Genomic DNA, 23432 nt, shown 5'->3' on the forward strand with positions numbered 1-23432 from the left:
GCTTCCGGAGGTATATCGGTGGCAGCTGACCGACCACTTGCAGACATGAAGTTGACGCGTTCGAGTCGGGATGCGGCCACACTTCCCCGGCGCCTCGCCGCCTGGTTGTCGACGGTCCTGCCCGGTGGGGTCACGCCTTCGGTTGTCCTCGACAGTGGCATAGACAGCAACGGGATGTCCTCGGAGACAATCGTGCTCACCGCCACCTGGGACCAGGGCGGCGAAACCACATCGCGCCGATTTGTGGCGCGAGTGACCCCGGCCGACGAGGATATACCGGTCTTTCCCGAGTATCGGCTCGACCACCAATTCGAGGTCATGCGTCTGGTGGGGGAGCTGACCGACATCCCGGTGCCGCAGGTGCACTGGATGGAACCCACCGGCAACGTCCTGGGCACACCGTTCTTCCTGATGGACCACGTCGACGGGATCGTTCCACCCGATGTGTTGCCATATACGTTCGGTGACAACTGGTTCCACGATGCCTCGGCGACGGAGCGGCGAGCCGTGCAAGATGCCACGGTGGCCGTCATCGCGAAATTGCACTCGATACCGGACGCAGAAACCACATTCGGCTTTCTCGGTGAGGGCGCTGCGGGTGACAGCGCCCTGCGGCACAACGTCAACTGGTGCAGATCCTGGTATGAGTTCGCTGCCCGTGACATCGGTAGATCGCCGCTGCTGGAGCGGGCATTCGACTGGCTCGAAGAGCACTGGCCCACGGACGCCGAGGCGGCGCAGCCGGTCCTGCTGTGGGGTGATGCGCGATTGGGCAACACGCTATATCGAGACTTCGCGCCGGTGGCCGTACTCGACTGGGAGATGACGACCGTCGGTCCACGTGAGCTCGACATCGCATGGATGATTTTTGCGCACAACGTATTTCAGCACATTGCCACCACGCTGGGAGTTCCCGGGATGCCGGACACCCTGACCGAACACGATGTGATTTCCACGTATACCGAACTGACCGGCGTAGCCGTGGGCGACCTCGACTGGTTCTACGCGTACGCCGCGGTGATCTGGGGTTGTGTGTTCATGCGAACCGGGGCCCGGCAGGTGCACTTCGGCGAAATCGAGATGCCCGACGAGGTGGATGGACTGTTCCATCATCGGGCGCTCCTCGAACAACTCATCAGTACCGGCAAAGGGGAAGTGCAGTGATCGGACCGCTCGACGAGTACCCCATTCATCAGACGCCTCTACCCATCGGACTCGTCGACTCGAGTGATCGAAACTTCTACGACCGCAGCTACTTTAATGCCCACGACCGCACCGGCGACATATTTGTGATCACCGGTGCGGGCTACTACCCGAATCTGGGCACCAAGGATGCTTTTGTGTTAGTGCGGCGAGGTGACGTGCAGACCGCGGTACATCTCGGAGACGCCATCGACTCCGATCGGCTCAACCAGCACGTCAACGGCTATCGGATCGAGGTGGTCGAACCGTTGCGGACCTTGCGTCTGATCCTCGAGCCCACCGAGGGTATCGCGATGGACATGACGTGGCAGGGTTCGTTCGACGTCTTGCAGGAACAACCGCACATCATGCGCACCGGCAGTCGAATCACACTGCAGGCGCAACGGTTTGCCCAAGTGGGCACGTGGAGCGGTACGTTGTCGATCGACGGCACCGACATCGCCGTCGATCCGTCGACGTGGGTGGGCACTCGCGATCGCTCCTGGGGTATCCGGCCGGTCGGGGAGTCCGAACCGCCGGGCCGGCCTGCTGATCCGCCATTTGAAGGCATGTGGTGGCTGTATGTGCCGCTGCGTTTCGACGACTTCGCGGTCGTTCTGATCATCCAGGAGGACCCGACCGGGCATCGGATACTCAACGACTGCACCCGGGTGTGGTCCGACGGGCGCACCGAACAACTCGGCTGGCCGCGGGTGACGATCCGATACGCCTCCGGAACCCGGATCCCCACCGGGGCAACCATCGAATGCACCACGCCCGACGGATCCCCGCTGATACTCGAGATCGAATCTCGGCTGGCGGTACCGATACATGTCGGCGGTGGATACGGCGGTGACCCCGACTGGATTCACGGCACCTGGCACGGGGAGAAGTTCGTCGAACGGGTCAGCTACGACGTCACCGACGCCGCGGTTGCCGGCCGGATGATGTTCGGAGTCATCGACCATGTCGGAAGGGCGCTGTGCACCGGGCCCGGCGCTGACGGCGTGGAGGGATTCGGGTTGTTCGAACATGGTGCGCTCGGGCGGCACGACCCCTCCGGGTTCACCGACTGGATGACCCTGGCGCCCTGATCATCTCCCTGTTCAGGGAGACGTTGTTCGGCGTGGTGGTGGCGAGTCGGCGTTGATCCGCTTGCCGATCGCCGTGAGTTGGCGGAGCTGGGCGCGACTGAGTCGATCGATGACCAGGGAGCGGACGTTGGCGGCATACCCGGGCGCGGTTTCGACCACCTTGTCCCAACCGGCTTCGGTCAGAACGGCATTGGTGAATCGACCGTCGTCCGGGCACGGAAACCGCCTGACCCATTCCCGCTTCTCCAGGCGGGTGACCACGTGGGACAGTCGGGACAATGAGCCATAGGACATCTCGGCCAGTGTGCTCATGCGAAGCGTGCGATCGGGGGCCTCGGACAAGGCCGCGAGCACCTCGTACTCGAAGTGGGTGAGCTGGGCGTCGCGCAGTAGTTGTGCATCGAGTGCGTGGGGCAGGCGCGCCAACGCGGTCGCCACCTGGATCCAGGCGTCCATTTCTTCGTCGTCGAGCCACTTCGGCTCCGGCCCGCTCTGCATTGTCGAAGTGTATTACGGCCGGGAGTGCTTGACGCATCACTTGACGCATCAAGTTGATTCTTCGTACCCTCAACTTGATACGTCAAGTCAACTCCGCACATTAAGGCAGTTCAGACAATGAGTAACCCCATCATTCGTAACGCAGGCATCCTGGTTGGACGCATCGGTCTCGGCGTCGTCTTCTTGGCGCATGGACTTCAGAAGTTCCAGCAGAACGGATGGGCCGGACCGAAAGCCGGCTTCGAGATGATGGATGTGCCGCTTGCTCCGGTGTCGGCCTTCCTGGTCACCTGGCTCGAGATCCTCGGTGGCATTGCCCTGATTGCCGGCGTCCTGACCCCGATCGTCGGTGCTCTGCTGTTCCTCGACATGCTCGGTGCGCTTTTCATCACGCACATCGACAACGGCATCTGGGCGTCCGACGGCGGATACGAGCTGGTCCTGTCGCTCGGCATGGGCGCGCTGCTACTCGCCGTTGTGGGTGCCGGAAAGTTCAGCGTCGACGCAGTCCTCGGCACGAAGGTGAGCTGGTTTGCCGCCGACAAAAAGCGCTCGAACGCTCTGGTCGGTGCCAACAGCTGACAACACGCACCGAATTCCGCCGCGGAACCCGGTGCGCTCACCAGCGCGCCGGCTCCGCGGCCGATTGATGCGGTGGGTAGAGGTCGGAGTGGGTAGCCTGTGCCGGTGGGGATACTGACGCCGCTGGCGGTAAAGATTGGCGCGCTCTCGTGGATGCCGAAAATGCTTCCGCTGATCGAGAAGTCGGACGTGGGTCTGCAGCGTCTCACCAGGGGGCGAGTCAGTGTGCTCGACATCGCCGGACTTCCCAATATCGTTTTGCGGGTGCCGGGACGAAAGACCGGGACCGTTCGGTCGACCCCGTTGCTGTGCGCGCTGAAAGACGACGGCTGGCTGATTGCCGGTTCGTACTTCGGAAATCCGGAGATGCCCAGTTGGGTGCTCAACATCAGGGCCTGCAAGACGGCCGAGATCGTGCACCGCGGAAAGACGTTGAAGGTCAACTGGCGAGAGGTCGCCGGACCTGAGCGGGACGAGGTCTGGAAGATCCTGCTCGACACCTGGCCGAACTTTGCGATCTACGAAGAGCGGACCGAACGATTGATCCCGGTGTTCTTCCTGAGTAAGGTGACCGCCGACTCATAGGTCAGTGGCAGGGGCGATCGCAGTGGACATCAACGAGGTGGCCGACGAACTGTACGGTCTGGAACCGGCCGACTTCGTCGAGATCCGCACGGTCAGGGCCAAAGAAGCACGCGCCGCCGGGGATAGGGCGCTCGCCAACAAGATCGCCGGCTTGCGACGGCCGACCACCGTCGCGTGGATGGTCAACATCCTGTCCCGGGAGAACTCCGACGACGTCGAGAATCTGCTCGACCTCGGTGAAGCGATGCGCGAAGCCCAGCGCCATCTGGCCGGCGACGACCTGCGGACCCTGACCACCCAACGCCAACAGGTGGTGCGTGCACTGGCCCGGCAAGCCGGGTCACTGGCCGCAAGCAACGGGCATCAGGCGAGTGAGACCGCGCTCCGGGAGGTCGGTCAGTCCTTGCATGCGGCGTTGGCCGATCCCGAGATCGGAGAACTGGTCCGTGCCGGTCGATTGCTCTCCGCAGTCAGCTACAGCGGGATGGGTCCGGCCGGGTTGACGTTGGTCGGCGGAAGCGAACACAAGCGCACGCCCACCCGTGCGCCTCGCGACAAGGCATCAGACGACGCCCTCGACGCGGTGCGGGCACAGCTTGCTGCGGCGGAGGAAGCCGAGCGCACCGCGGTCTGGACGACCCGAGAAGCACAAGAGGAGGCCGACCGGGCCCAGACGGCCGTCGAAGACGCATCGGTTCGGGTGGAAGAACTGCGGGGGCAACTGACGCAGGCCGAACAAGAACTCCAATTCGCCCGCCGCGCCGAGCGGGTCGCAACAGAACATGTCGCGGCGTCGGAGCAGGAGACCGAGCAGGCCCGCGAACGGGTGGCGCAGATCCGCAAAGAGATCGAGTCACTCGCGACCGACCCCGATACGAGCGGTGGACCGCCGCGTTGAACGGCGTGACTGTCGTAGATGTGTTGCCGTCGGTCAGGTGAGCTCGCGGACGTCGACATGAGGTCCCCGACGCTCGAGCCACTGCGCGACCACACTGGACCCGACGCCGTGGATCACCACGCTGGCCATCACCGTGAATGTCATCGCGTACAGGGTGTCGTCGGCGATCGTGCCGTCCAGGGCATTGAACGCCAGGAGCCCGAAAACGATGGACGCCGTACCGCGCGGGCCGAGCATGCCGATCACCAATCGATCGACGCGGCCCAGGTCTGTGCCCATCAGAGACAGGTAGACCGGCCCGATTCGCAGAACGGTCAGCGCGGCGATACCGAGAATGATGATCTGCCAGACGAATTCGAACTCGAAAACCAGGACCGACGCGCAACCGAACACAAACCACATGGTGAGCGCGGCGAGAGCACCAACGTCGTCGACTAGTGAGAGTTCTTCGTCGCTTGGCCCGTCCTTGCGTGTCGCCTTGTAGGCGATACCGCAGATGAACGCGGCCACAAAGCCATTGCCATCCACCTGCTGTGCGCAACCGTAGGCAAAGAGCGGAAAGATGACGAGGCTGATCCGGATCGACTGCTCGGTGGCGAACCCGCGACTCACGGACTGGTTGCTCAACCAGGCAGCGATGAAGCCGACAGCCGCACCGACAACAACCGCCGAGAGAGCCGCGGGCAGCGCGGTCTCGAGTGCGTCAGCCGGAGACTGTGCGTGCGAGTGGTCACCGGCAAGGGTGAGGGCAAAAATGAAGAGCGGCGCCACAATTCCGTCGTTGTAGCCACTCTCGACATTCAGGAGGTGACGTACCCGCGGCGAGATGCGTTGATCTCGCAGGATGGATGATGCGGGTGCCAGGTCGATCGGGATGATGATGCATGCGATGAGCAGAAGGACACCGACAGACAGGCTCGGTAGTAGAGCAACACCCAAGAGCACGGCCGCTGCGATCGAGAGCGGCATCGCGATCAGCAACAGCCGAAGCGAGATTCGGCGTTCGCCTGCGAAGTAGCCACCCTTGACCTCGGTGGCATCTACGAACAGCAGCACCGCCAGGATCAACTCGACAATTCGTTCGGCCACAACTGTGTCGAGTGCATTTCCGATGTCGTTGTTTGTGGTCAGTCCGATCGCGATGCCTGCCATGACCATCAGGAATGGTCCGGAGATCCGGAATCGTGCCATGCGACCCGCGATCAGGGACCAGCTGACGATCACCAGCATGGCGATCAGAATCGACGTCATCGTGTTGGCAGTTGTTTGCCGAAATTCCCGAGCATCCGGTGATCGTATACGTGGCCGTGGCCCGCTGCGACCGGACGCGGCCGGTCGCAGCGCGCGGCATATGTTGTGCCGGTGAGTTGTTGGGCGTTCAGCTCATGTACTCAGTTGCCGGTGAGTTTGCCGACGTTGCCCGGGCAGTAGATCGGGACCGCGATGTTGATCAACGTGCGCGACTTCGAGTCGCTCAGGCCGGTCGCGTCGGCGGTCAAGGTAATCGTGTCGTTCAGACTCGTCCCGTTCGTCAGTTCATCGCACACCGTCCGCGCGGCGGCGATCTGCTCATCAGTGTTGCCGAATGTTGCGTCCTGAGATTTCAGGGCCTCGGTATACGTCTTGTCCTGGACGTTGCCGGCGGCAGTGGAAGCACTGTCGATGGCCCGCTCAGCGCTGCTGCGCACCTGTTCGGTTGTATCCTGGACCTCCTCGCTGCTGCAGGCCGCTGCGAACAACAAGCAGCTGACAAAGGAAACCAGTGCCACAAGCTTTTTCATACCGTCTCCGTTTCGTTGACGCTCATGGGAGAGACGATATGCGATCAATCGGCAGGCTTGTCGATCCCGACCGAACTTGCCGGCGGGATTTGGTCGGAGGATCCGGGGCCGGACTCGGCCGGGGCATAGCCGATGGCAGGACGGGCGAGCAGTTCGACCGCGAGCAGTGCGAGGACGGCGATCAGAACGGTCATGATCACCACCAGACCCGAGGGATAATCCCAGAAGACCAGGACGATGATCGCGATCGCAATGATTCCGATGCGCAGCGGAAGCCGGAATCGCGCCGCAAACAGCTCGGCCGGGTGCGGGACGCGCCCACCGGCGTTCCCGCGCGTGGCGTTCATCCCCTTGCTGAATCCGCGGCGGATCGCGGCCGCCGAGGCGGACGATCCGGAGAGATATCCGATCAGGGCGATGACGATGCCCAGAACTGCAACGGCACGCAAGCTGGTGCGCAACGGCACCACGATGGTGTCGAGCAGCACCGCGGCCGCATCGCTCGACATGACATCCGGGGGGATGGCGTCGAGGTACACCGACCGTCCGATGCTGATCGAAACGGCGAGCAGCGCCATCGCGATGGCGATGGCGACGCCGACCAACGAGAACGTCCGTCGGCGAGATCCGTTGGGCGCAGCCCAGATCGCCGCCGCCGCAACAAGCAGGGTGATCAGCGGCAGGATGGTGGCGGCCTTGTCCAGAGCGGACACCGCGCGCTGGGCCTTCACCAGATCGGGCGACTGGAAGATCACAAAGGACTTGTTGATATCGGGGATGTTCGCGGCGAACGAGAATCCGCGGTCGACCAGCGCGGTGCGGACGTTGTCGATGATCGGTTTCAGCTCGATGCTGACGGTGCCTTCATCGTCGATCTGTACGGCCTTGGCCGTATCCCCGGTCAAGACCGCCACCAGATTCTCGTGGGCCCGCCGGTTGGCGGCGGTCCACAGGGTCTTGAACTGATCCGAGGCGAGCAGGCGCTGCACCGTTTCATCGATGAACGATCGAGCCTGCTGGGTGAGCACCGGGGCCAAACCGGTCACCGCGGGTGGAACGTTCGGAGCGTTCGCGGTCAGTGCGTTCAGGGCGTCGGTGGTGACCTGCTCGATGTTGGCGCGGGTCATGATCGCGTCGGTGATCTGCGCAGCCAATTCGTCGTGCAGAACGGTGTTTTCGGCCAGTGGCGCCACCGTTTGGATATATCGGTCGGTGTCGAGTACCTCGGCGCGGGCGAACCGTGCGACCACGGACGAGTAGGCAAGTATTGCGACGAGCACCAGAAGTATTGCGGCAGCGGTCCAGCGCAGACCGCGGTGGCCACGTCCGTCGGTTGTGTCAGCGGTTTTCGCGGTTGATACGGCCGCGTGCTCGCGTCGCAACCGCAGAAGTTCGGCGCGTTCTGAAGCGTCGAGCGGTTCGTCGCTGATGGTTGATTCCATGGTGGCGCCTCGCAATAGTCGGTGGCTACACGGCGGCGCACGCAGATCAATGCGCCGATCATCGACGCGCCGGCCATCAGCGTAAACCGATCAGCAACTGTGGGAGTGCGTCACGATAGAAGTTCACCCGTGGAAGGTGAGGAACAAACTGCAGGGCGAGGTGATGACACATGACCGACAACCGTGACCGGGATTCGGACGGTCGTGCACGGCAGGCACGACCACGGGATGCATTGGGGCGGCCACTGGCCTACGGGGCCGCGGGCGTGGAACCGGTGTCGGAGGAGCCACTTCCACCGGCAGAAACCATCGCCATGGCCACCGCACTACTCGAACAGGGCAGGCCCTTTTCCGCACATGAGGTGTACGAGGTCCGATGGAAGACGGGCCCCGACGCCGAAAACGACCTGTGGCAGGGCCTCGCGCAGCTCTGTGTGGCTCTGACCCATCAGGCCCGAGGTAACCACCGCGGAGCGATGCGACTGTTCGAGCGGGCGACCGAACGATTGTCGGCGTACGCGGATACCTCAGGACCGACGTACGGGCTCGACCTCGACGATGTGATCAGCGGTGTACGGCAGGAGATCGTGGGGGCGAAGTGATCTGTGATCTCGGTGTGCCATGCAGTGTTTTGCCAAGATTTGACCGCAAGGTGGTCGCGGAGTCGAGCAGGTAGTTCTGCCGGACCTTCCAGGGGCTGCGGTCGCCCTGGCGGGGGAACGCATCGATCGACCGCTGGACGTAGCCCGAGGCCAGGTCGAGCAGGGGGCGTTCGGTGAGCGTGGGGTCGCGTTTGGGGACCACCGCGGCGTAGTTGTTGCGGTCCATGAAGTTCAGGACCTTGCAGACAAGTCGTGACGTCAGGTCTGCGCGCAAGGTCCACGATGCGTTGGTGTAGCCGATGCAGATGGCGAAGTTGGGAATGCCGCTGATCATTGCGCCCTGCCAGACGAATTGCTTCGACAGTTCGACTTCCTCGCCGTCGACCCGGAGGTCGAGGCCACCGAAAGCCAGGAGTTCGAGGCCCGTGGCGGTGACGATCACATCGGCGGGCAGGAACCGGCCCGACTCGAGGCGGATGCCTTCGGGTAGAACCGAATCGATGCGGTCGGTGACGATCTCCGCGTCGCCCTTCTTCATCGCCTTGAACAGATCGGCGTTGGGAATGGCGCACAGTCGCTGGTCCCACGGGTCATACGACGGGGTCAGATGCTCGGCCACCAGCGCGGCATCGCCGAGGATCTTCGTGCTCAGCTTGGTCAACAGTGCGCGGGCGGCTTGCGGTCGCCGCTGACAGAACTGATAGACGCCGATGGCGAACAGGATGTTCTTGGTGCGGATCAGTCGATGGGCAACGTGCGCGGGCAGGACGGCACGGAGTTTGTCCGCGATCTTGTCGCGGCTGGGAACCGCGCTGATCCAGGTCGGTGAACGCTGCAGCATCGTCACGTGGGCAGCAGTCGGGGTCATCGAGGGGACGAGGGTCACCGCGGTGGCGCCGCTGCCGATGATGACGACCTGCTTGTCGGCGTAGTCGAGGTCTTCGGGCCAGAACTGCGGGTGGACAACGGCTCCGGAGAACGTGTCGAGACCGGGAATGTCCGGTGAGTAGCCCTTGTCGTAGTTGTAGTAACCGGCGCAGGAGTACAGGAACCGGCAGCGCAGGGTCTGCTCGACAACGGCACCGACTGCGTCGCGCTCGTGCGTCGTGAGCGTCCACAGCGCGTCGGCGGTCGAGAAGTCGGCGGCCACGATCTTTGTGCGGTAACGGATCTTGTCGTCGATCCCGAACTCGTCAGCCGTCTCCTGGATGTATCGCAGGATCGAGGTTCCGTCGGCGATTGACTTCGCATCGCGCCACGGGCGGAATTGGTATCCGAGGGTGAACATGTCGGAGTCCGAACGAACGCCCGGATACCGGAACAGGTCCCAGGTTCCGCCCATGACATCGCGTGCTTCGAGGATCGCGTACGACAATCCGGGGCATTCGGTCTGCAGACGGTACGCCGCACCGATCCCGGACAGCCCTGCTCCCATGATCACGACGTCGAGATCCGCTTCTGGCGCGGTGTGCGTGGAACCGCCATTTGGTGAGATCGACATGTATCCAGTCTCCGTACTACCGACATCCGGTACTTGATTCTGTGCGACAACTATTTGATCATGGACGACATGTCCGTGATCCGATCGGCCGGTCTGCGGGGCTTTCGGGCACTGGCTGCCGAACTCGGCGGCGACGCGGAAGACATCGCACGATCTGCGGGCCTGCCGGCGGCCGCGCTCGACAGCGACGACCTCCTGGTATCTGATCTCGCGATGGCCCGGACCCTCGAAATCGCGGCACAGCAGTTGGCCTGTCCGGATCTGGGCCTCCGACTGGCCGCGCGGCAGGACCTGGGCATGCTCGGACCGCTGGCACTGGCGATCGCGAACTCTTCGACGCTGACCGACGCGCTCGAATGCACGTCGAGGTACCTCTTCGTGCACGCCCAGTCGCTGAGTCTGGCGCTCGAAACCGATCCCTATGGGGTCGCGGGCGTGGTTGCACTGCGATACGGACCTCGCGCCGGGGTCGAGACGACCATTCAGGGCACCGACCTCGGGCTCGGTTTCCTTCATCGTTCGATCGAGCGACTACTCGGAGGCAGCTATGGGCTTCGGACGGTGGAACTGCCGTATAAACCCGTTGCGCCACTCGGTTGCTACGAGGACTTCTTCGGTGTGCCGGTCCGGATCAACCGGCAGTCGGCGATGCTGCGTGTGCCCAAGAGCATTGCGTCTCGGCCACTTGCCGGCGCCGATGAGAACCTGCGGATGTTGTCGCGAGCGTTCCTTGCGGAGCAGGTTTCCGATGCCGGTGCGGCAACGGCCCCGCGGGTGCGGGCGGCGGTACAACAGGTCCTGGGGACCGCACCACCCGAGATCGGTTCTGTGGCAAGGTTATTGGCAACACACCCGCGAACGTTGCAGCGTCGGTTGGCGGCTGAGGGCACGTCGTTTTCCGCGATACTCGATTCGGTGCGCCGCACAGAGGCGCGCCGGTACCTCACCACCACTGACATGCCCATGGGACAGTTGGCCGCCATGATCGGGTTGACCGAGCAGGCGACATTCACCCGATGCGCTCAGAGATGGTGGGGGAGTACGCCCACCAGCGTCAGGAAGGCCGGCCTTCGGCAGTCGGATCCGTCAGGGCCGCCTTCGCCCGCTTGGCCAGATCGACCGTCGCCATCCGCAGATCGGCTGCTGCGGTGATCGGTGTGGAGTAACCGACTCGCGTGTACGCGATTCCGCGAGGTGTGACCACGCGGAGGTCGAGACCGTAGCGGTCGGCACCGGTGCAGGTGGCCTCGGTGGTGTCGGGGAATCCGCCGAGTCCCTGCGCCATCTCGACCAGAGAATCAGCGTGATCGTTGTTGAGATGCTCCATGGCGCGTGCGGCACCCGGTGTCACCGGATCGGGTGTCGCAGCCAGATAGGACTGCGCGGTCGCCGAATCCATCCGTCCGTAACCGCCCACCCACCGAACGCGCTCGACCCGCAGGATCCAGAGTGCGAAATCGCTGTAGTCCACGTAATACTTCGCGGCCGGGACCGCGGCCAGATGCGCCTCGCGGGCGGCGGCGAACTCGTCACCGGTCGGTCGTTCGACATGACCGGCGAGGGTGATCCGCGCGCTCGCCAACGGGTCGGATACAGCGTTGGGCGCGACGATGGCGATACTCGCCCGCGGATTGCCTGCCAGGTTCCGGCCGTGCTCGGCCATGTTCGACACGCACAGGACAGGTGCACCACCGAGCAGTCCGTAGGTGACGAACGACGCCCAGGGGTCGCCATCGGCGGTCAGGCTGGCGAGTGTTCCGGCGTTGGTCGAGGCGGCAATCGTCTGGGCCTCTTCGGCCGCGGACGGACGCGTCGAGTCCACAACCTCGGTCAGGGGTGCTGGAACAGAGGGGGCATCGCCGGGATCGCCATGATCGAGAGTCATGTGCGAATCCTACTTGGCGCAGGTGTGGCCGAATGGGGTGTCGAGCATGCGATGGTAGGAATGGTCGATGAGCTCAAAGCAGGCGCCGGACGCACCGCCATCGGTCATTGTCGTCTCGACCGAGAACGTCGATGCGAGCCGGCGGGCCTATGAGCGGCTGCTGGGGATCGATGAAGGCGCGCCGTTGACGGTCGACAACGCACTGATCGAATTATGTGGCGACAGTTCGGGGACGACACCGCATCGGGCATTGTTCGGCACCGCTGACTTCGCCGCGACCACCCGTTTGCTTCGCAGGCGCGGGCTGGCGCTCACCGAGACGTCTGCGGGTCGGGCGCAGGCCGACGCCGAATCATCCGTCGGCGTGATCGATGCCGCGCAGCTTGCACCGGCTACTGGTTCGGAGCTGACCGCCGTCGACCACCTCGTGTTCAATGCTGCGGGACGCGATAGCGCCGTGGCGCTGTTCGGCGCCACCCTCGGCATGGACTTTCGGCTGGAGCAGTCGATCCACGAAAAGATCCACCAGCTCTTCTTCCGCGCCCCCGCGATGGTCGTGGAGGTTGTTGTCGGACAAGGTGATCTGAGTTCGACGACGGCTGCCGCGACGACCCTGTGGGGTATCGCATGGCGCTCGACCGACATCGACCTGACCCATCGCCGACTTGCTGCCGCCGATGTGGACGTCAGCGAGATGCGGACCGGTCGCAAACCCGGCACCCGGGTCTTCTCGGTCCGCGACCGCGCGCTGGGCTTACCCACACTCGTCATCGACTGACCCGCAAACGCTCCACAAATACAAAGACGCTCCACAAATTTGTGGAGCGTCTTCGTACAGGTGGAGCGTTTGCGGCCTGATTACAGCGAGAGGACCGATGCGGCAGCGGTTCCCGGTGCGCCGTATACCTGGGCGTAGCCGACCTTCGGATTGCCGGGCACCTGACGGTCACCGGCCTGTCCGCGAAGCTGGAGCACCAGCTCGTGGACCTGGCGGATACCGGAAGCACCGATGGGCTCACCGTTGGCGATCAGGCCGCCGTCGGTGTTGATCGGCATCGAACCACCGATCTCCGTGGCACCCTCGGCGATCAACTTCTCCTGATCACCATCGGCGCAGAAGCCGTTCTCCGCCATATGGATGATCTCGGCACCGGCGTCGGTGTCCTGCAGCTGCATGACATCGACGTCTTCGGGTCCGATGCCTGCCATCTCGTAGGCGGCCTTGGACGCGTAGACGGTCGGCGAGACATCCTCATCGACTGCGGCCCAGGTGGCGTGCACCTCGTATGCACCGTAGGTGCGGGTACGGATGGCAGTCGATTTCAGGAACACCGGCTTCTGGGTGAAACGCGCAGCAAGATCGCCGCGGCACATGATGACAGCAGCGGCGCCCTCGTCGGGTGCGCAGAACATGTAGTGCGTCAACGGGTAGTTGAGCATCTGGGCGCCCAGGATGTCTTCTTCGCTGATCGGCGTGCGGCGGAAGGCCTTCGGATTGAGCCCACCATTGCGGTAGTTCTTGGCCGCCACCTTTGCGAGGGTCTGGACCGAGATGTCGTGATCACGGATGTACCGGCTGATCTTCATTCCGAAGAACTGCGTGGTGACGAACTGACCGTTCTCGGCGTACCAGGCCGGAAGGCCGAGCATGGCCGGGTCGGCGGTGAAAGCACCGCGGGGGTGCTTGTCTGTGCCGACGGCGATGCCGATGTCGTACTTGCCGGAACGGATTCCGTCCGCGGTCTGTTCAATCGCACTGGCCGAGGTGGCGCAGGCATTGAAGACGTTGGTGAAGGGGATGCCGGTCAGACCGACGAGCCGGGTGACGGCGTCGGTGTTGTCGACCTCGTAGCTACCGCCGATGCCGAACTGGATGTCTTTCCACTCTGCGCCGGCATCGGCCAGTGCGAGTTGGATTGCGTCGGCAGCCATTTCGATTGCTGACTTGGCGCCGAATCGGCCAAATGGGTGCAAACCCACGCCGATGATCGCAACGTCGTTCATATTCGCCTCTCCTCGCTCAGCTGTTCTCTGCCACCGGCGCGAACGCCCAGGTGATGATCTCGGTGCCGTCTTCTTCGGTGTAGAAGGGGATGAAGGTCAGTTCGACGTCCGTGATGGTCGCGAGCTTCTCCGGATCCGCTTCGGTCAGACGCGCTTCGACGCGAACCACGTCGTCGAGCTGGATCAGGCCGACACCGAAGGTCTCGAAGGTTGCCGCCGTCTCGCCGCCCGCGTACGGAAGCTTCGGGACGAATCCCTGGGTGGTGAAGGCGATCAGTTTGCCGCGCCGGGGCAAGAGTAGATCCGACATGTCCGGGCCGCTGCAGCGTGGGCAACGATCCTGGCGCGGCCAGGTCGTTGCGTTGCAGGCATCGCATTTGCTGCCGATGAGCTGCGGATTTTCCGCAGGCCAAGTTGAAACGTCGGGCGCGAGCGCCTTCGTCATGAGCCGTCCTCCATGGTCTGGGGCCCCACCTGAGTCCGGAGGGACCGGGGCTATCCATTCACACTATACGGAAATGGCATTCTCGTCTACGAAAGTGTGATGCTCCGAGTGTCGGGCTCGGTCGACGCTCAGCCCAACAGGACGCACTGCCCCAGTGTGGGCCACCAGGCGCTGCGCGTGAGAATAAAATTGTTGTTGTCTGCAATTCGAATTCTCGGACGTTGAACCCAGATATGTTCCGCTCGTACTTCTTCGACTACGTAAGGAACCTGAGTTGTCTCGAATTCTTGCCGGTGCCCATCGCCGGAATACTGGTCTCGCCATCACCCTCACAGTGGCAGGTTCGCTCTTGCTGTTCGGTTCACCGGCTGCGCTCGCAGCCCCGGTTGCTGATCCGGTCGGCGGGCTCGGCTTCGGCTCATCGGAATCGCCTTCGATCCCGGCCACCCCAGTCCTGACCTCTGTCGACAATTTCCGTGACATTGCAGGTTCGCCTGCCGGCTACCAGGGCATCGGGGGTCTCGAACTCAATCGGGGCACCATCTATCGTTCGAATGCGTTGCTTGCCAGCGACATCGATTTGGCGACGCTCAATACGCTCGGCATCACCAGGGTCTATGACCTGCGGACGGCACCGGAAATCGAGGGCAAAGCGGACCGCCTGCCAGACGGTGCGACCCGGACCTGGCTCCCGACCCTGGCCGGCGACATGCTGAGCCAGGTGAGCCAGCTGAAGACCCCTGCGGACTCGGTCGCTTTCATGGAGGACATGAATCGACAGTTCGTGACCGATGCCGAGGTGAGGAAGAGTTTCACCACGCTTTTCAACGATCTGGCAACTACGCCTGGCGCGCAGGTCATTCATTGCACCGCGGGCAAGGATCGCACCGGTTGGGCCACAGCCGTTCTCCAGAGCCTCGCGGGCGTCTCGCCGCAAACGATCATGTCGGACTACCTACTGACGAACGAGTATTCGGCAGTCTCGATCGAGCGTCAGCTCGCTGGGGTCGGGGCCGCGCGCGGGCCCGAGGCAGTCGCGCTCTATTCGCCGCTGCTCCACGTGGATGAGAGTTACCTGCAAGCGGGACTGACACAATTGCAGGCCGACTACGGCTCTGTGTACAACTACCTGCTCTCCGGATTGGGCTTGAGCCCCCAGACAATTGCCGCCCTGCTCGCCAAGCTCATCGGCTGACCCCGACCTGACCGAGGAGTGATGTGCCGGGGCGGCCGCGGTGGCCACCCCGGCACGGACCTGGATATAGGCCTACCAGTGAACGCCGCCGAGCACGCGCGCCAGGATGAGCTGCTCGGATTCGCGTCGACCCGACTCCTCGCCGCGAGCAGCTGCTGAATCAGGGAAGACCTGATAAGCCAGGTTGAGGATTCGGAATGCGAGCTTGGGCGTGAGGGTGTGCGCCAGCGCTCCGAGGTTCCCGACCTTGGTGTTGATCTCGTGTGGCTTGTCGACCAGGGCAGCGATGACCTTGTCCGCGGCCTGGCCCGGACTGATCGTGGGGAACCGGTCGTAGATCTTGGTCGGCGCGATCATGGGTGTGCGGACCAGTGGCATGTGAATGCTGGTGAAGGAGATCCCGTCGCCGAATAATTCGGACGAGACCACGTTGGACCAGGAATCGAGGGCGGCTTTGGAGGCGACGTAGGCGCTGAATCGCGGCGGGTTGGTCTGAACTCCGATGGATGAGACGTTGACGATGTGGCCGCACCCCTGTTGACGCATTGTCGGCAGCAACCCGATGACCAGCCTGATGGCACCGAAATAGTTGAGCTGCATGGTCCTTTCGAAGTCGTGGAAGCGGTCCTCGGACAGTTTCAGCGACCGGCGGATCGATCTGCCCGCGTTGTTGACGACGAAGTCGATTCGCTCGAAATCCAGACTCAACTGTTTGGTGAGGGCGTCGATCGCGTCCAGATCCGATAGATCGCAGCCGTACGCGTGCGCAGTTCCACCCTGACTTTCGATGAGATCTTTGGTGGCTTCGAGCTTGTCGATACCGCGTGCGATCAGAATCGGGATGGCGCCGGCCTTGGCGACTTTGACCGCGGTGACCAGGCCGATACCCGACGATGCCCCGGTGATCACCACGGTCCGTCCGGCAAGGGCGTCGACGGTGCGCCGGTCGGAGATGATCGAATCGTCGAGGAACTGCTCCCAGTACGCCCACAACCCCGATGCATAGGAGTCGAGGTCGGGCACTGTGATGCCAGAACCCTGCAGTGCGTTCACCGTCCGAGCGGAGGTGTACACCGCCGGAAAAGACACGTGGGCCAACACTTCTGGTGGGATTCCGAGTCTTCCTACGGTCCCTCGCAACGCGAACCGGACCGCACCGAAGCGCAGGGCGGTGCCGAGTAGCTCTGCCGGTTGCAGCGCCCGCGGCAGGAGTTGGGTCGGGATGCGGTCGGTGACCGACCGGTCGAGGGGCAGAGCGAACTGAGGTGCCTTCGCCGCGGCGGCAAAGCTGTTGACCATGCGCACGGTGTTCTGCGGCTGTGGATTCATCAGGTGGAAGGCCTGGCCGTCCAGGTCGGGTACATGCGCAAGGTGATCCATGGCGCGGGCAACGTAGTCGACCGGTACGAGATTGGTGTCTCCGAGGTCGATCGCGACGAGGGGGATGCCGGCAGACAACAGGTCACGGATCCGCTTGATCGCCGGGAAGAAATAGTAGGGTCCGTCGATCTTGTCCATCTCGCCGGTCTCGGAGTCGCCGACCACGATGGACGGGCGATAGACCCTCCATGGAACAGCCGACTCTTCGCGGACCATCCGCTCCGACTCGAACTTGGTGCGGTGATAAGGCGACGGCAGACCCTGACCCTCGTCGAACATCGTCTCGTCGAAGACGCCCCGGTGGTCACCGGAGGCTGCGACCGATGAAACATGGTGAAAGCACGAGGCTTCGAGTGTACCGGCCAACGACAGTGCCGCCCGGGTGCCGCCGACGTTGAGCATTTCGTTGGCCTCGTCCGAGGCGGTCATGTCGTAGATCGCGGCGAGGTGGAAGAAATGATCGATGGTGCCCCGGTGTTCATCGATCCACGTGTCGTCGACACCGAGTAGATCCTCTTGGAGGTCACCGACCACCGGAATCACCCGGTCCGTGCTCCAGATCCGGATCTGCCGGTCGAGTGAGGCCCGAGATCGGTTGCGTACCAGGACGAAGATCGTCCCGACACGGTTGTCGAGGAGCTGCCCGACAAGATGCCGACCGATGAACCCGGTTGCGCCGGTGACGAAGTAGGCCACGGGACCAGCGTAAGTCCACAAATGACACACGTCCCCGAGTTGCGCATACGCGAACCCGGGGACGTGTGTGGAAAAGCTTGGTCGTGACTACTGGATTACTGGACTACTGGGCGAGTTGCGGTGCCAGTTGCTCGACGACGTAGGGGATGGTGAGCACGGACGGGACCGACATCGCGCCGCCGAGGACCTGGTCCACCCAGACGACCCCACCGCGCTTGACGACGTCGAGGTTCATGAACGCGGCATTCTGCTTGAGCTTGTCGTTGGATCCCTGCCAGTCGACAACGACGACCTTGTCGAGTGAGTTCAGCAGGTTGAGGTTCTCGGTGGAGATCGAACCGTAGAAACCGCTGGTGATCGTCGGCACGAGTTCGGCCGGGAATGTCATACCCAGTTCCGCCAGCGTTTGGCCACGTCCGTCGGTGTCGCTGTAGATCGCGACCCCACCGTCGGTTCCGTTGGTGATCACCGCGCCCTTCTTACCCACGATGGTGGGGTATTCGGTCTGGGCATCGGTGAAGACCTGCTCGGTCTCGTCGATCAGCTTCTGGGTCGCCTCGGGCATCCCGACGGCCTTGCCGATCTGCGTCGCGGCGGCCGGCCACGGCACCTGCCAGTCCGGGTACTGGGCCTCACGCAGGATCGTCGGCGCGACCTTGCTCAGGGAGTCGTACTGCTCCTTGGTCACCGAGCTGTTCACCGCGACGATCAGATCGGGGTTCGTTGCCAGGATATTGGGGATCTCGGCGCCGAGGTTGGAACTCGCTTCGGCCAGCACGACCGGAGCGTTGTCGCCGATCAAATCCTCGTTCCAGGGCTCGGTGACACGTTTGGCCTCAGGATCGCTGAACGGGCTCATCGTGGTCGGGACGATACCCAGCGCTAGCAGGGTGTCGCCGTCGCCGACACCCACTGCGGCAACGCGAGTGGGTTCTTTGTCGATGGTCACCGAACCGAAGTTCTGCTCGATGGTGACGGGATACGCGCCGGGCTCTGCGGAAACCGTTGCCGACGTGTCGTTGTCCTCGTCGGGCGAGGAGCACGCCGAGGCTCCGACGAGAGCGGCCACCGTCGCGGACGCGATGACAATCTTTGATACGGCCGAACGGCGGTTCTTCCAGTGCACTAGGGCTTCCTCACATCAACGACTCGGGGGCGGGGATTAGGGCAGGCTCACCATACAGCGTTTGCCGGTTGATTGGGCAAAGATGGTGCTTCCGGGTCGAAATGTGCACGTGCGGTGGCAGTATCGGGGCGGTGACCAGGAGCGCTTCGTTTGTCCGGGTTGGCGTGGCCTATCTGATCGCGTTGGTGCTCGCGGGTGCCTGGCTCGGGTGGGGTCCGCGGACCGACGTCTTGTGGCTCGACACCTTGATCGCCGACGTGCTCGGAACCCTGGTGATCTTCGCCTTCAGCCGGTGGTACGGCAACTCGAGTTTCTATGACGCCTACTGGAGTGTGGTCCCGCCGCTGTTGCTGTTCTACTGGTGGTTCGCCGGCGGGCTGGGCGTCGATCAGATTCACTGCTGGCTTGTTTCGGTCGTGGTGGTCCTCTGGGCGATCCGGCTGACGGCGAACTGGGCTCAGTCGTTTCCCGGCCTGCATCATGAGGATTGGCGATATGGGATGCTGCGGGCCCGGGCCGGCCGGTTCGGGTTTGTCACCGATCTGGTGGCGATCCACCTGATCCCGACCGCTCAGGTGTTCCTCGGCATGCTCCCGGTCTATGTCGCTGTGACCACCGGGGGCGACAACCTGTTGTGGCTCAGCGTGTTTGCGTGTGCGCTGGGGTTGGCCGCGGTCCTCCTCGAATGGGTGGCCGACGGTCAGATGCGTCGGTACGTCGGCAGCTCAGGCCCCGGTCAGATCATGGATCAGGGTGTGTGGAGTTGGTCGCGGCATCCGAACTATTTCGGAGAGTTCATGTTCTGGTGTGCGTTGGCGTTGTTCGGTGTTGCCGCCGCGCCCGCGGATGTGTGGTGGCTGTTCGTCGGTGCTGCCGCGATGCTCGCGATGTTCCTCGGGGCCAGTATCCCGATGATGGAAGAGCGCAGTCTGCAGCGCCGCCCGGGATACCAGCATGTGATCGATCGAGTATCCCGGTTTGTCCCACGGCCGCAACGGAAGGTGACGGTGTGAGCCGTCGGCGCGTGGTCATCGCCGGATTGGGTGACAGTGGCGTCCTGGCCGCAATCCACCTCGCGGGGCGTTGCGACGTGGTGGGGATATCGGTCAAGCCAGGCCTGCTCAGTGGGCAGGAACTGGGTTTGCGGATCAGTCGTCCGGACTCCTGGTCCCGGGACTATCGGGTCGATTTCGACAGGTTTCGCGGCCTGGACGGCGTGCGAACCGTCCACGGAGCCCTGACCGGTGTCGACGTCGGAGCCCGGCACGTCACGATCTCCGGCCCGGACGGGTCGGCGTGGGTCGAAGATTATGACGCACTGGTGATTTCAACCGGTGTCACCAACGGGTTCTGGCGGCGTCCCACGGTCCAGTCCGGCACGGACATCGACGACGACCTTCAGCAGACACACGACACCATCGCGCGGGCGCGCTCGGTCGTCGTCGTCGGTGGTGGTGCGGCCGCGGTCAGTTGCGCCGCAAATATCGCCGCTCGCTGGCCACGTACCCGCGTCGATCTTCACTACCCGGGGCAGCGCGCGTTGCCGCACCATCACCCCCGTGCCTGGCGGCGCGTCAGGAGCCGACTGGTTGACCTGGGAGTCCACCTGCATCCCGAGCACCGGGCGTTGGTGCCCGACGGGTTCGACTGCGACCGGATCATCGACGACCCGGTTCGATGGACCACGGGCCAGCCACCTTCGGAGGCCGACGCCGTCGTGTGGGCGATAGGACGGACTCGTCCGAACACCGAATGGTTGCCCGACGAGTTCCTCGACGAGAGCGGATTCGTGCGGGTCGACAGCCATTTGAGGGTCCCCGGATATACCGGGGTGTTCGCCGTCGGCGATGTCGCCGCCACCGACGCGCTACGAACGTCGGCCCGCAACAGGGCCGATCGTCTCGTCGCGCACAACGTCCGGGCCCACTTCGAAGGCCGTCGACTCAAGTCTTACCGACCGAAGAGCCATCGGTGGGGCTCGGTACTCGGGGCGCAAGCCGATGGCCTGGAGGTCTTTGCACCGACCGGTCACGCTTTCCGATTCCCGGCGTGGTCCATCGACCGGGTGTTGCAACCCTGGATCGTCCGGCGCGGGATCTACCACGGCGTGCGGGGATCGCGCTGACCTTGAAACGAGCCGACCCCGCAACATCGGTGAGATGTTGCGGGGCCGGAAGACTACGGGTGGGGGCAGCGACGTTGGTGCCCGATCAGCTGTGGATCACGGCAATCCGGCAAGGAAGAACCGAAGGATTTCCATCGCCCACGGAGTCGAGTTGAGGAATGCGTCTATGGCGGCATCAATTGGTGAGTACAAAGAAATCCTTGCTCCTCCAGATATGTCCGCAGCCCTCGTGTGTGCACGAGGGCTGCGGAGCGAGTGTCAGTTGATAACAGTACTGGACCCTCTGTGGCGGTGATGATCAGATTCGGGTGATACCGGTTCCGAAGGGGGATGTCGTTCGGATCCGCGCTGGTCGTGCCCGGTGGTGTGAGCACCGATGACGCGCCATGAGAGGGTGGCGAAGACAAATCACTGAAATGTCGGGCAGTTCGCCGCGCCGGGCGTGTCCCGGTCAGGCCGGTCAGGGACGGGTAGGGAGTTTTGCATGGGTGAGACGACGACGGATGTCTGGGAAGCGATGTCGACCGCTCGCGCGATCCGGCGGTTCACCGACGAACCTGTCGACGACGCCACGCTGGCCCGTTGCCTGCAAGCCGCCTCCTGGGCGCCTTCGGGCGCCAATGCGCAGGCCTGGCGGTTTATCGTGCTGCGCTCACCGGAGCAGCGCGTTGTTGTCGGCAAGGCCGCCAAGCACGCACTCGACGTGATCGAGCCGGTGTATGGGATGTCGCGGCCCGCCGACGACGACAACAGTCGTCGTGCGCGGACGAACCGGGCGACGTACGAATTGCACGACCGGGCCGGTGAGTTCACATCGGTGCTCTTTGTTCAGCAGAATTTCACCACCGCCTCCGAGTTGTTGCTCGGCGGCTCGATCTTCCCGGCGATGCAGAACTTTCTGCTGGCCGCCCGGTCCCAGGGGTTGGGGGCCTGCCTCACCGGTTGGGCGTCGTACGAAGGTGAACCGTTGTTCCGGGAGGCGGTCGGTGTCCCGGCGGACTGGATCATCGCAGGACATGTGGTGGTCGGATGGCCGCGGGGACGGCACGGCCTCGTTCGTCGAAAGCCGCTGAGCGACATCGTGTCCCTGGACCGATGGGATGGCGAACCGGGTGCTCTGGCAGATGCTCCACCCCCGGTGAGCTGACGGGTCAGATCGCGTACCCGCCGGTGGTGTGCGGTGCCGCGTCGACCAGATCGTGGGTCACGCGGTAGTGCGTGCGCATCCGTGTCATCTCTTCATCACGCTGCCGGTACCCGCGGCGGGTGAGGTTGTCCCGTCCGCCGGCCAGAACCAGTCGGGCCCGGCCACCGAGCGCGAGCAGCGGGCTCATCGTGCCCAGAACGTATTTGAGTCTGCCGTCGGGGATGCCCAGGTGATCTGCCGCGACGTCACCGATGAACACGCGCGACAGTGACTCCATCAGGCGCCCGGCGACCTGTCGAGAAATGCGGTCCGGTCCCGGCATGAGGTTCGCCAGTTCGGGGACCAGGTAGTCATAGGTGAGTGCGGTGACAAAGTCGCGGTCGTCGTCGCCAGGACCCGGTGAGGTCAGTCGGTAGAGCTCCTCGATGCGGACGTGGTCGGCTTCGTCATGCGGGTTGATCCGTGGGTCGACGCCGATGACGTGGCCGACATATCGCCAGAGATGGTAGATGTCGTCGAGTTCGTGGTCCGTCAGCCGGACGCCGACCTTGTGCATGGCTTCGAGCGCGATGTGTCCGAACTCCGCGAGCGTGAATGCCATGTACGGCTGCGGAATCGGGACACCCCATGACGCGTGATCCCAGAGACCCTGGCTCAACAAACCGGTCCGGACGTGTGCGTGGATGACGCGGACCCGGACGGTGTACGCGAAACCGTTGCCTCCGCGGCGCATGCCGCCCGGGGTGAGCACCGCCCGCAACCACTCACCGACCTCGACCGAACGGATCGCGGGCATCGACGTATATCTCCCGGTGAGGGCGAGAGGCTTGCCTGCGATGGTGTTGCCGGCCCCGCGGACCAGGGATGCCGCACCCAGGACGATGCCCAGTGCGGCGGTATGGCGGACCAGCACATCGGCTGCATGATCGAGGCGGGCGTGGTCGACCCACTCGGGCTCGTCGTCGAGGAATGCGAAGAGCTCCCGAAGCGACTCCGGTGTATCCGCGACGGCTTCGATGCCCTCGGTAAGTGCTGCCCGGACCGCGGTGGTGGCCGATGAACCGTTGAAGTCGTCACGCGCCACCGCATCGGCAAGCGGATCGGCAGACCACATCGCGTCGAGCCAGAACTGCCCGGCCGTGCCGTACCGCGATATCGCCCGCTGGGCGTTGACGAGGTCCGTGGGGAGCTGAGTGGCCATGGATTCAGTGAAACACGAGTGGCGGAGGTTGGCGGCGTTCCACTTTGGCTGACCCCGGTCCGC

The 23432-nt window shown here is 63.7% G+C and carries 23 protein-coding genes; 12 read left to right on the forward strand and 11 right to left on the reverse strand.

Annotation, left to right across the window (positions count from 1 at the left end; genetic code table 11):
- The first annotated feature begins 45 nt into the window (after positions 1 to 45).
- Together AC56PL_RS15660 and AC56PL_RS15665 are read left to right on the forward strand one after the other, a co-directional pair.
- Entirely contained in the window at positions 46 to 1164 is a 1119-nt protein-coding gene (locus AC56PL_RS15660; RefSeq protein WP_497154830.1) for a phosphotransferase family protein, read from the forward strand.
- Entirely contained in the window at positions 1161 to 2276 is a 1116-nt protein-coding gene (locus AC56PL_RS15665; protein ID WP_497154429.1) for an Rv3169 family protein, read from the forward strand. Before AC56PL_RS15660 ends, AC56PL_RS15665 begins: the two co-directional genes overlap by 4 nt.
- A gap of 12 nt (positions 2277 to 2288) precedes the next feature.
- Here the strand turns inward: AC56PL_RS15665 and AC56PL_RS15670 are convergent, their stop codons facing one another.
- Complete coding sequence (locus AC56PL_RS15670; RefSeq protein WP_495516283.1) at positions 2289 to 2774, reverse strand: MarR family transcriptional regulator; 486 nt, start codon at positions 2772 to 2774, stop codon at positions 2289 to 2291.
- Positions 2775 to 2891: 117 nt separating this feature from the next.
- Here AC56PL_RS15670 and AC56PL_RS15675 point away from each other — a divergent pair, with 117 nt between their 5' ends.
- From AC56PL_RS15675 to AC56PL_RS15685, 3 genes are all read left to right on the forward strand, one after another.
- Positions 2892 to 3356: a DoxX family protein gene (locus tag AC56PL_RS15675; protein ID WP_497154430.1), complete on the forward strand. Its 465-nt coding sequence runs from the start codon at positions 2892 to 2894 to the stop codon at positions 3354 to 3356.
- 105 nt (positions 3357 to 3461) lie between these two features.
- Entirely contained in the window at positions 3462 to 3941 is a 480-nt protein-coding gene (locus AC56PL_RS15680; RefSeq protein ID WP_495516285.1) for a nitroreductase/quinone reductase family protein, read from the forward strand.
- 22 nt (positions 3942 to 3963) lie between these two features.
- Positions 3964 to 4839 (forward strand): hypothetical protein, encoded by an 876-nt coding sequence (locus tag AC56PL_RS15685; RefSeq protein WP_497154431.1) that lies wholly within the window; start codon positions 3964 to 3966, stop codon positions 4837 to 4839.
- Between the two features lie 33 nt (positions 4840 to 4872).
- Here AC56PL_RS15685 and AC56PL_RS15690 read toward each other — a convergent pair whose 3' ends face one another.
- The 3 genes from AC56PL_RS15690 to AC56PL_RS15700 all read right to left on the reverse strand — a co-directional run bounded on the left by AC56PL_RS15690 (position 4873) and on the right by AC56PL_RS15700 (position 8062).
- On the reverse strand, positions 4873 to 6090 hold the full coding sequence (locus tag AC56PL_RS15690) for a cation:proton antiporter (protein ID WP_497154432.1): 1218 nt from the start codon (positions 6088 to 6090) through the stop codon (positions 4873 to 4875).
- Between the two features lie 140 nt (positions 6091 to 6230).
- Positions 6231 to 6620: a DUF732 domain-containing protein gene (locus tag AC56PL_RS15695; protein ID WP_497154433.1), complete on the reverse strand. Its 390-nt coding sequence runs from the start codon at positions 6618 to 6620 to the stop codon at positions 6231 to 6233.
- Positions 6621 to 6664: 44 nt separating this feature from the next.
- Positions 6665 to 8062, reverse strand: coding sequence for a hypothetical protein (locus AC56PL_RS15700; protein WP_495516289.1), 1398 nt, complete (start codon positions 8060 to 8062; stop codon positions 6665 to 6667).
- A gap of 170 nt (positions 8063 to 8232) precedes the next feature.
- Between AC56PL_RS15700 and AC56PL_RS15705 the strand changes: the two genes are divergently transcribed.
- Entirely contained in the window at positions 8233 to 8664 is a 432-nt protein-coding gene (locus AC56PL_RS15705; protein WP_497154434.1) for a DUF309 domain-containing protein, read from the forward strand.
- Here AC56PL_RS15705 and AC56PL_RS15710 read toward each other — a convergent pair.
- Entirely contained in the window at positions 8627 to 10165 is a 1539-nt protein-coding gene (locus AC56PL_RS15710) for a flavin-containing monooxygenase (RefSeq protein WP_497154435.1), read from the reverse strand. The two genes, AC56PL_RS15705 and AC56PL_RS15710, sit on opposite strands and share 38 nt — an antisense overlap.
- 60 nt (positions 10166 to 10225) lie before the next feature.
- On the opposite strand from AC56PL_RS15710, the gene AC56PL_RS15715 reads away from it, so the two are divergent.
- Positions 10226 to 11317, forward strand: a complete 1092-nt coding sequence (locus tag AC56PL_RS15715; RefSeq protein WP_497154436.1) for an AraC family transcriptional regulator ligand-binding domain-containing protein — start codon at positions 10226 to 10228, stop codon at positions 11315 to 11317.
- Here AC56PL_RS15715 and AC56PL_RS15720 read toward each other — a convergent pair.
- Positions 11220 to 12050, reverse strand: coding sequence for a HugZ family pyridoxamine 5'-phosphate oxidase (locus AC56PL_RS15720; protein ID WP_497154437.1), 831 nt, complete (start codon positions 12048 to 12050; stop codon positions 11220 to 11222). The genes AC56PL_RS15715 and AC56PL_RS15720 overlap by 98 nt on opposite strands.
- 67 nt (positions 12051 to 12117) lie before the next feature.
- Here AC56PL_RS15720 and AC56PL_RS15725 point away from each other — a divergent pair, with 67 nt between their 5' ends.
- Positions 12118 to 12828 (forward strand): VOC family protein, encoded by a 711-nt coding sequence (locus AC56PL_RS15725; RefSeq protein WP_497154438.1) that lies wholly within the window; start codon positions 12118 to 12120, stop codon positions 12826 to 12828.
- A gap of 80 nt (positions 12829 to 12908) precedes the next feature.
- On the opposite strand, the gene AC56PL_RS15730 is transcribed toward AC56PL_RS15725, so the two are convergent.
- A complete protein-coding gene (locus AC56PL_RS15730; protein ID WP_495516295.1) occupies positions 12909 to 14054 on the reverse strand; it encodes a thiolase C-terminal domain-containing protein in 1146 nt (381 codons plus the stop codon).
- Between the two features lie 16 nt (positions 14055 to 14070).
- Entirely contained in the window at positions 14071 to 14499 is a 429-nt protein-coding gene (locus AC56PL_RS15735; RefSeq protein WP_495516296.1) for a zinc ribbon domain-containing protein, read from the reverse strand.
- Positions 14500 to 14773: 274 nt separating this feature from the next.
- On the opposite strand from AC56PL_RS15735, the gene AC56PL_RS15740 reads away from it, so the two are divergent.
- Positions 14774 to 15694: a tyrosine-protein phosphatase gene (locus AC56PL_RS15740; protein ID WP_497154439.1), complete on the forward strand. Its 921-nt coding sequence runs from the start codon at positions 14774 to 14776 to the stop codon at positions 15692 to 15694.
- Between the two features lie 72 nt (positions 15695 to 15766).
- On the opposite strand, the gene AC56PL_RS15745 is transcribed toward AC56PL_RS15740, so the two are convergent.
- Both AC56PL_RS15745 and AC56PL_RS15750 read right to left on the reverse strand, forming a co-directional pair.
- Positions 15767 to 17770, reverse strand: coding sequence for an SDR family oxidoreductase (locus tag AC56PL_RS15745; RefSeq protein WP_495516298.1), 2004 nt, complete (start codon positions 17768 to 17770; stop codon positions 15767 to 15769).
- A gap of 103 nt (positions 17771 to 17873) precedes the next feature.
- On the reverse strand, positions 17874 to 18896 hold the full coding sequence (locus tag AC56PL_RS15750) for an ABC transporter substrate-binding protein (RefSeq protein ID WP_497154440.1): 1023 nt from the start codon (positions 18894 to 18896) through the stop codon (positions 17874 to 17876).
- A gap of 131 nt (positions 18897 to 19027) precedes the next feature.
- Here AC56PL_RS15750 and AC56PL_RS15755 point away from each other — a divergent pair, with 131 nt between their 5' ends.
- The 3 genes from AC56PL_RS15755 (at position 19028) to AC56PL_RS15765 (ending at position 22168) form a co-directional block, all read left to right on the forward strand.
- On the forward strand, positions 19028 to 19909 hold the full coding sequence (locus tag AC56PL_RS15755; RefSeq protein WP_497154441.1) for a DUF1295 domain-containing protein: 882 nt from the start codon (positions 19028 to 19030) through the stop codon (positions 19907 to 19909).
- Positions 19906 to 21021, forward strand: coding sequence for an FAD-dependent oxidoreductase (locus AC56PL_RS15760; protein WP_497154442.1), 1116 nt, complete (start codon positions 19906 to 19908; stop codon positions 21019 to 21021). The genes AC56PL_RS15755 and AC56PL_RS15760 overlap by 4 nt, the downstream gene beginning before the upstream one ends.
- A 484-nt stretch (positions 21022 to 21505) precedes the next feature.
- Complete coding sequence (locus AC56PL_RS15765; protein WP_495516302.1) at positions 21506 to 22168, forward strand: nitroreductase family protein; 663 nt, start codon at positions 21506 to 21508, stop codon at positions 22166 to 22168.
- Between the two features lie 4 nt (positions 22169 to 22172).
- Here AC56PL_RS15765 and AC56PL_RS15770 read toward each other — a convergent pair whose 3' ends face one another.
- Positions 22173 to 23369 (reverse strand): oxygenase MpaB family protein, encoded by a 1197-nt coding sequence (locus tag AC56PL_RS15770; RefSeq protein WP_497154443.1) that lies wholly within the window; start codon positions 23367 to 23369, stop codon positions 22173 to 22175.
- Positions 23370 to 23432: the final 63 nt, after the last annotated feature.

This window comes from Williamsia sp. Y721 (genome assembly GCF_059683565.1).

What these genes read in the sequence shown, in the direction of transcription:
- AC56PL_RS15660 (WP_497154830.1), top strand. Translation starts at nt 46, where the DNA reads ATGAAGTTGACGCGTTCGAGTCGGGATGCGGCCACACTTCCCCGGCGC.
- AC56PL_RS15670 (WP_495516283.1), bottom strand. Translation starts at nt 2,774, where the DNA reads ATGCAGAGCGGGCCGGAGCCGAAGTGGCTCGACGACGAAGAAATGGAC.
- AC56PL_RS15675 (WP_497154430.1), top strand. Translation starts at nt 2,892, where the DNA reads ATGAGTAACCCCATCATTCGTAACGCAGGCATCCTGGTTGGACGCATC.
- AC56PL_RS15690 (WP_497154432.1), bottom strand. Translation starts at nt 6,090, where the DNA reads ATGACGTCGATTCTGATCGCCATGCTGGTGATCGTCAGCTGGTCCCTG.
- AC56PL_RS15695 (WP_497154433.1), bottom strand. Translation starts at nt 6,620, where the DNA reads ATGAAAAAGCTTGTGGCACTGGTTTCCTTTGTCAGCTGCTTGTTGTTC.
- AC56PL_RS15700 (WP_495516289.1), bottom strand. Translation starts at nt 8,062, where the DNA reads ATGGAATCAACCATCAGCGACGAACCGCTCGACGCTTCAGAACGCGCC.
- AC56PL_RS15705 (WP_497154434.1), top strand. Translation starts at nt 8,233, where the DNA reads ATGACCGACAACCGTGACCGGGATTCGGACGGTCGTGCACGGCAGGCA.
- AC56PL_RS15710 (WP_497154435.1), bottom strand. Translation starts at nt 10,165, where the DNA reads ATGTCGATCTCACCAAATGGCGGTTCCACGCACACCGCGCCAGAAGCG.
- AC56PL_RS15715 (WP_497154436.1), top strand. Translation starts at nt 10,226, where the DNA reads ATGGACGACATGTCCGTGATCCGATCGGCCGGTCTGCGGGGCTTTCGG.
- AC56PL_RS15720 (WP_497154437.1), bottom strand. Translation starts at nt 12,050, where the DNA reads ATGACTCTCGATCATGGCGATCCCGGCGATGCCCCCTCTGTTCCAGCA.
- AC56PL_RS15725 (WP_497154438.1), top strand. Translation starts at nt 12,118, where the DNA reads ATGAGCTCAAAGCAGGCGCCGGACGCACCGCCATCGGTCATTGTCGTC.
- AC56PL_RS15730 (WP_495516295.1), bottom strand. Translation starts at nt 14,054, where the DNA reads ATGAACGACGTTGCGATCATCGGCGTGGGTTTGCACCCATTTGGCCGA.
- AC56PL_RS15735 (WP_495516296.1), bottom strand. Translation starts at nt 14,499, where the DNA reads ATGACGAAGGCGCTCGCGCCCGACGTTTCAACTTGGCCTGCGGAAAAT.
- AC56PL_RS15765 (WP_495516302.1), top strand. Translation starts at nt 21,506, where the DNA reads ATGGGTGAGACGACGACGGATGTCTGGGAAGCGATGTCGACCGCTCGC.
- AC56PL_RS15770 (WP_497154443.1), bottom strand. Translation starts at nt 23,369, where the DNA reads ATGGCCACTCAGCTCCCCACGGACCTCGTCAACGCCCAGCGGGCGATA.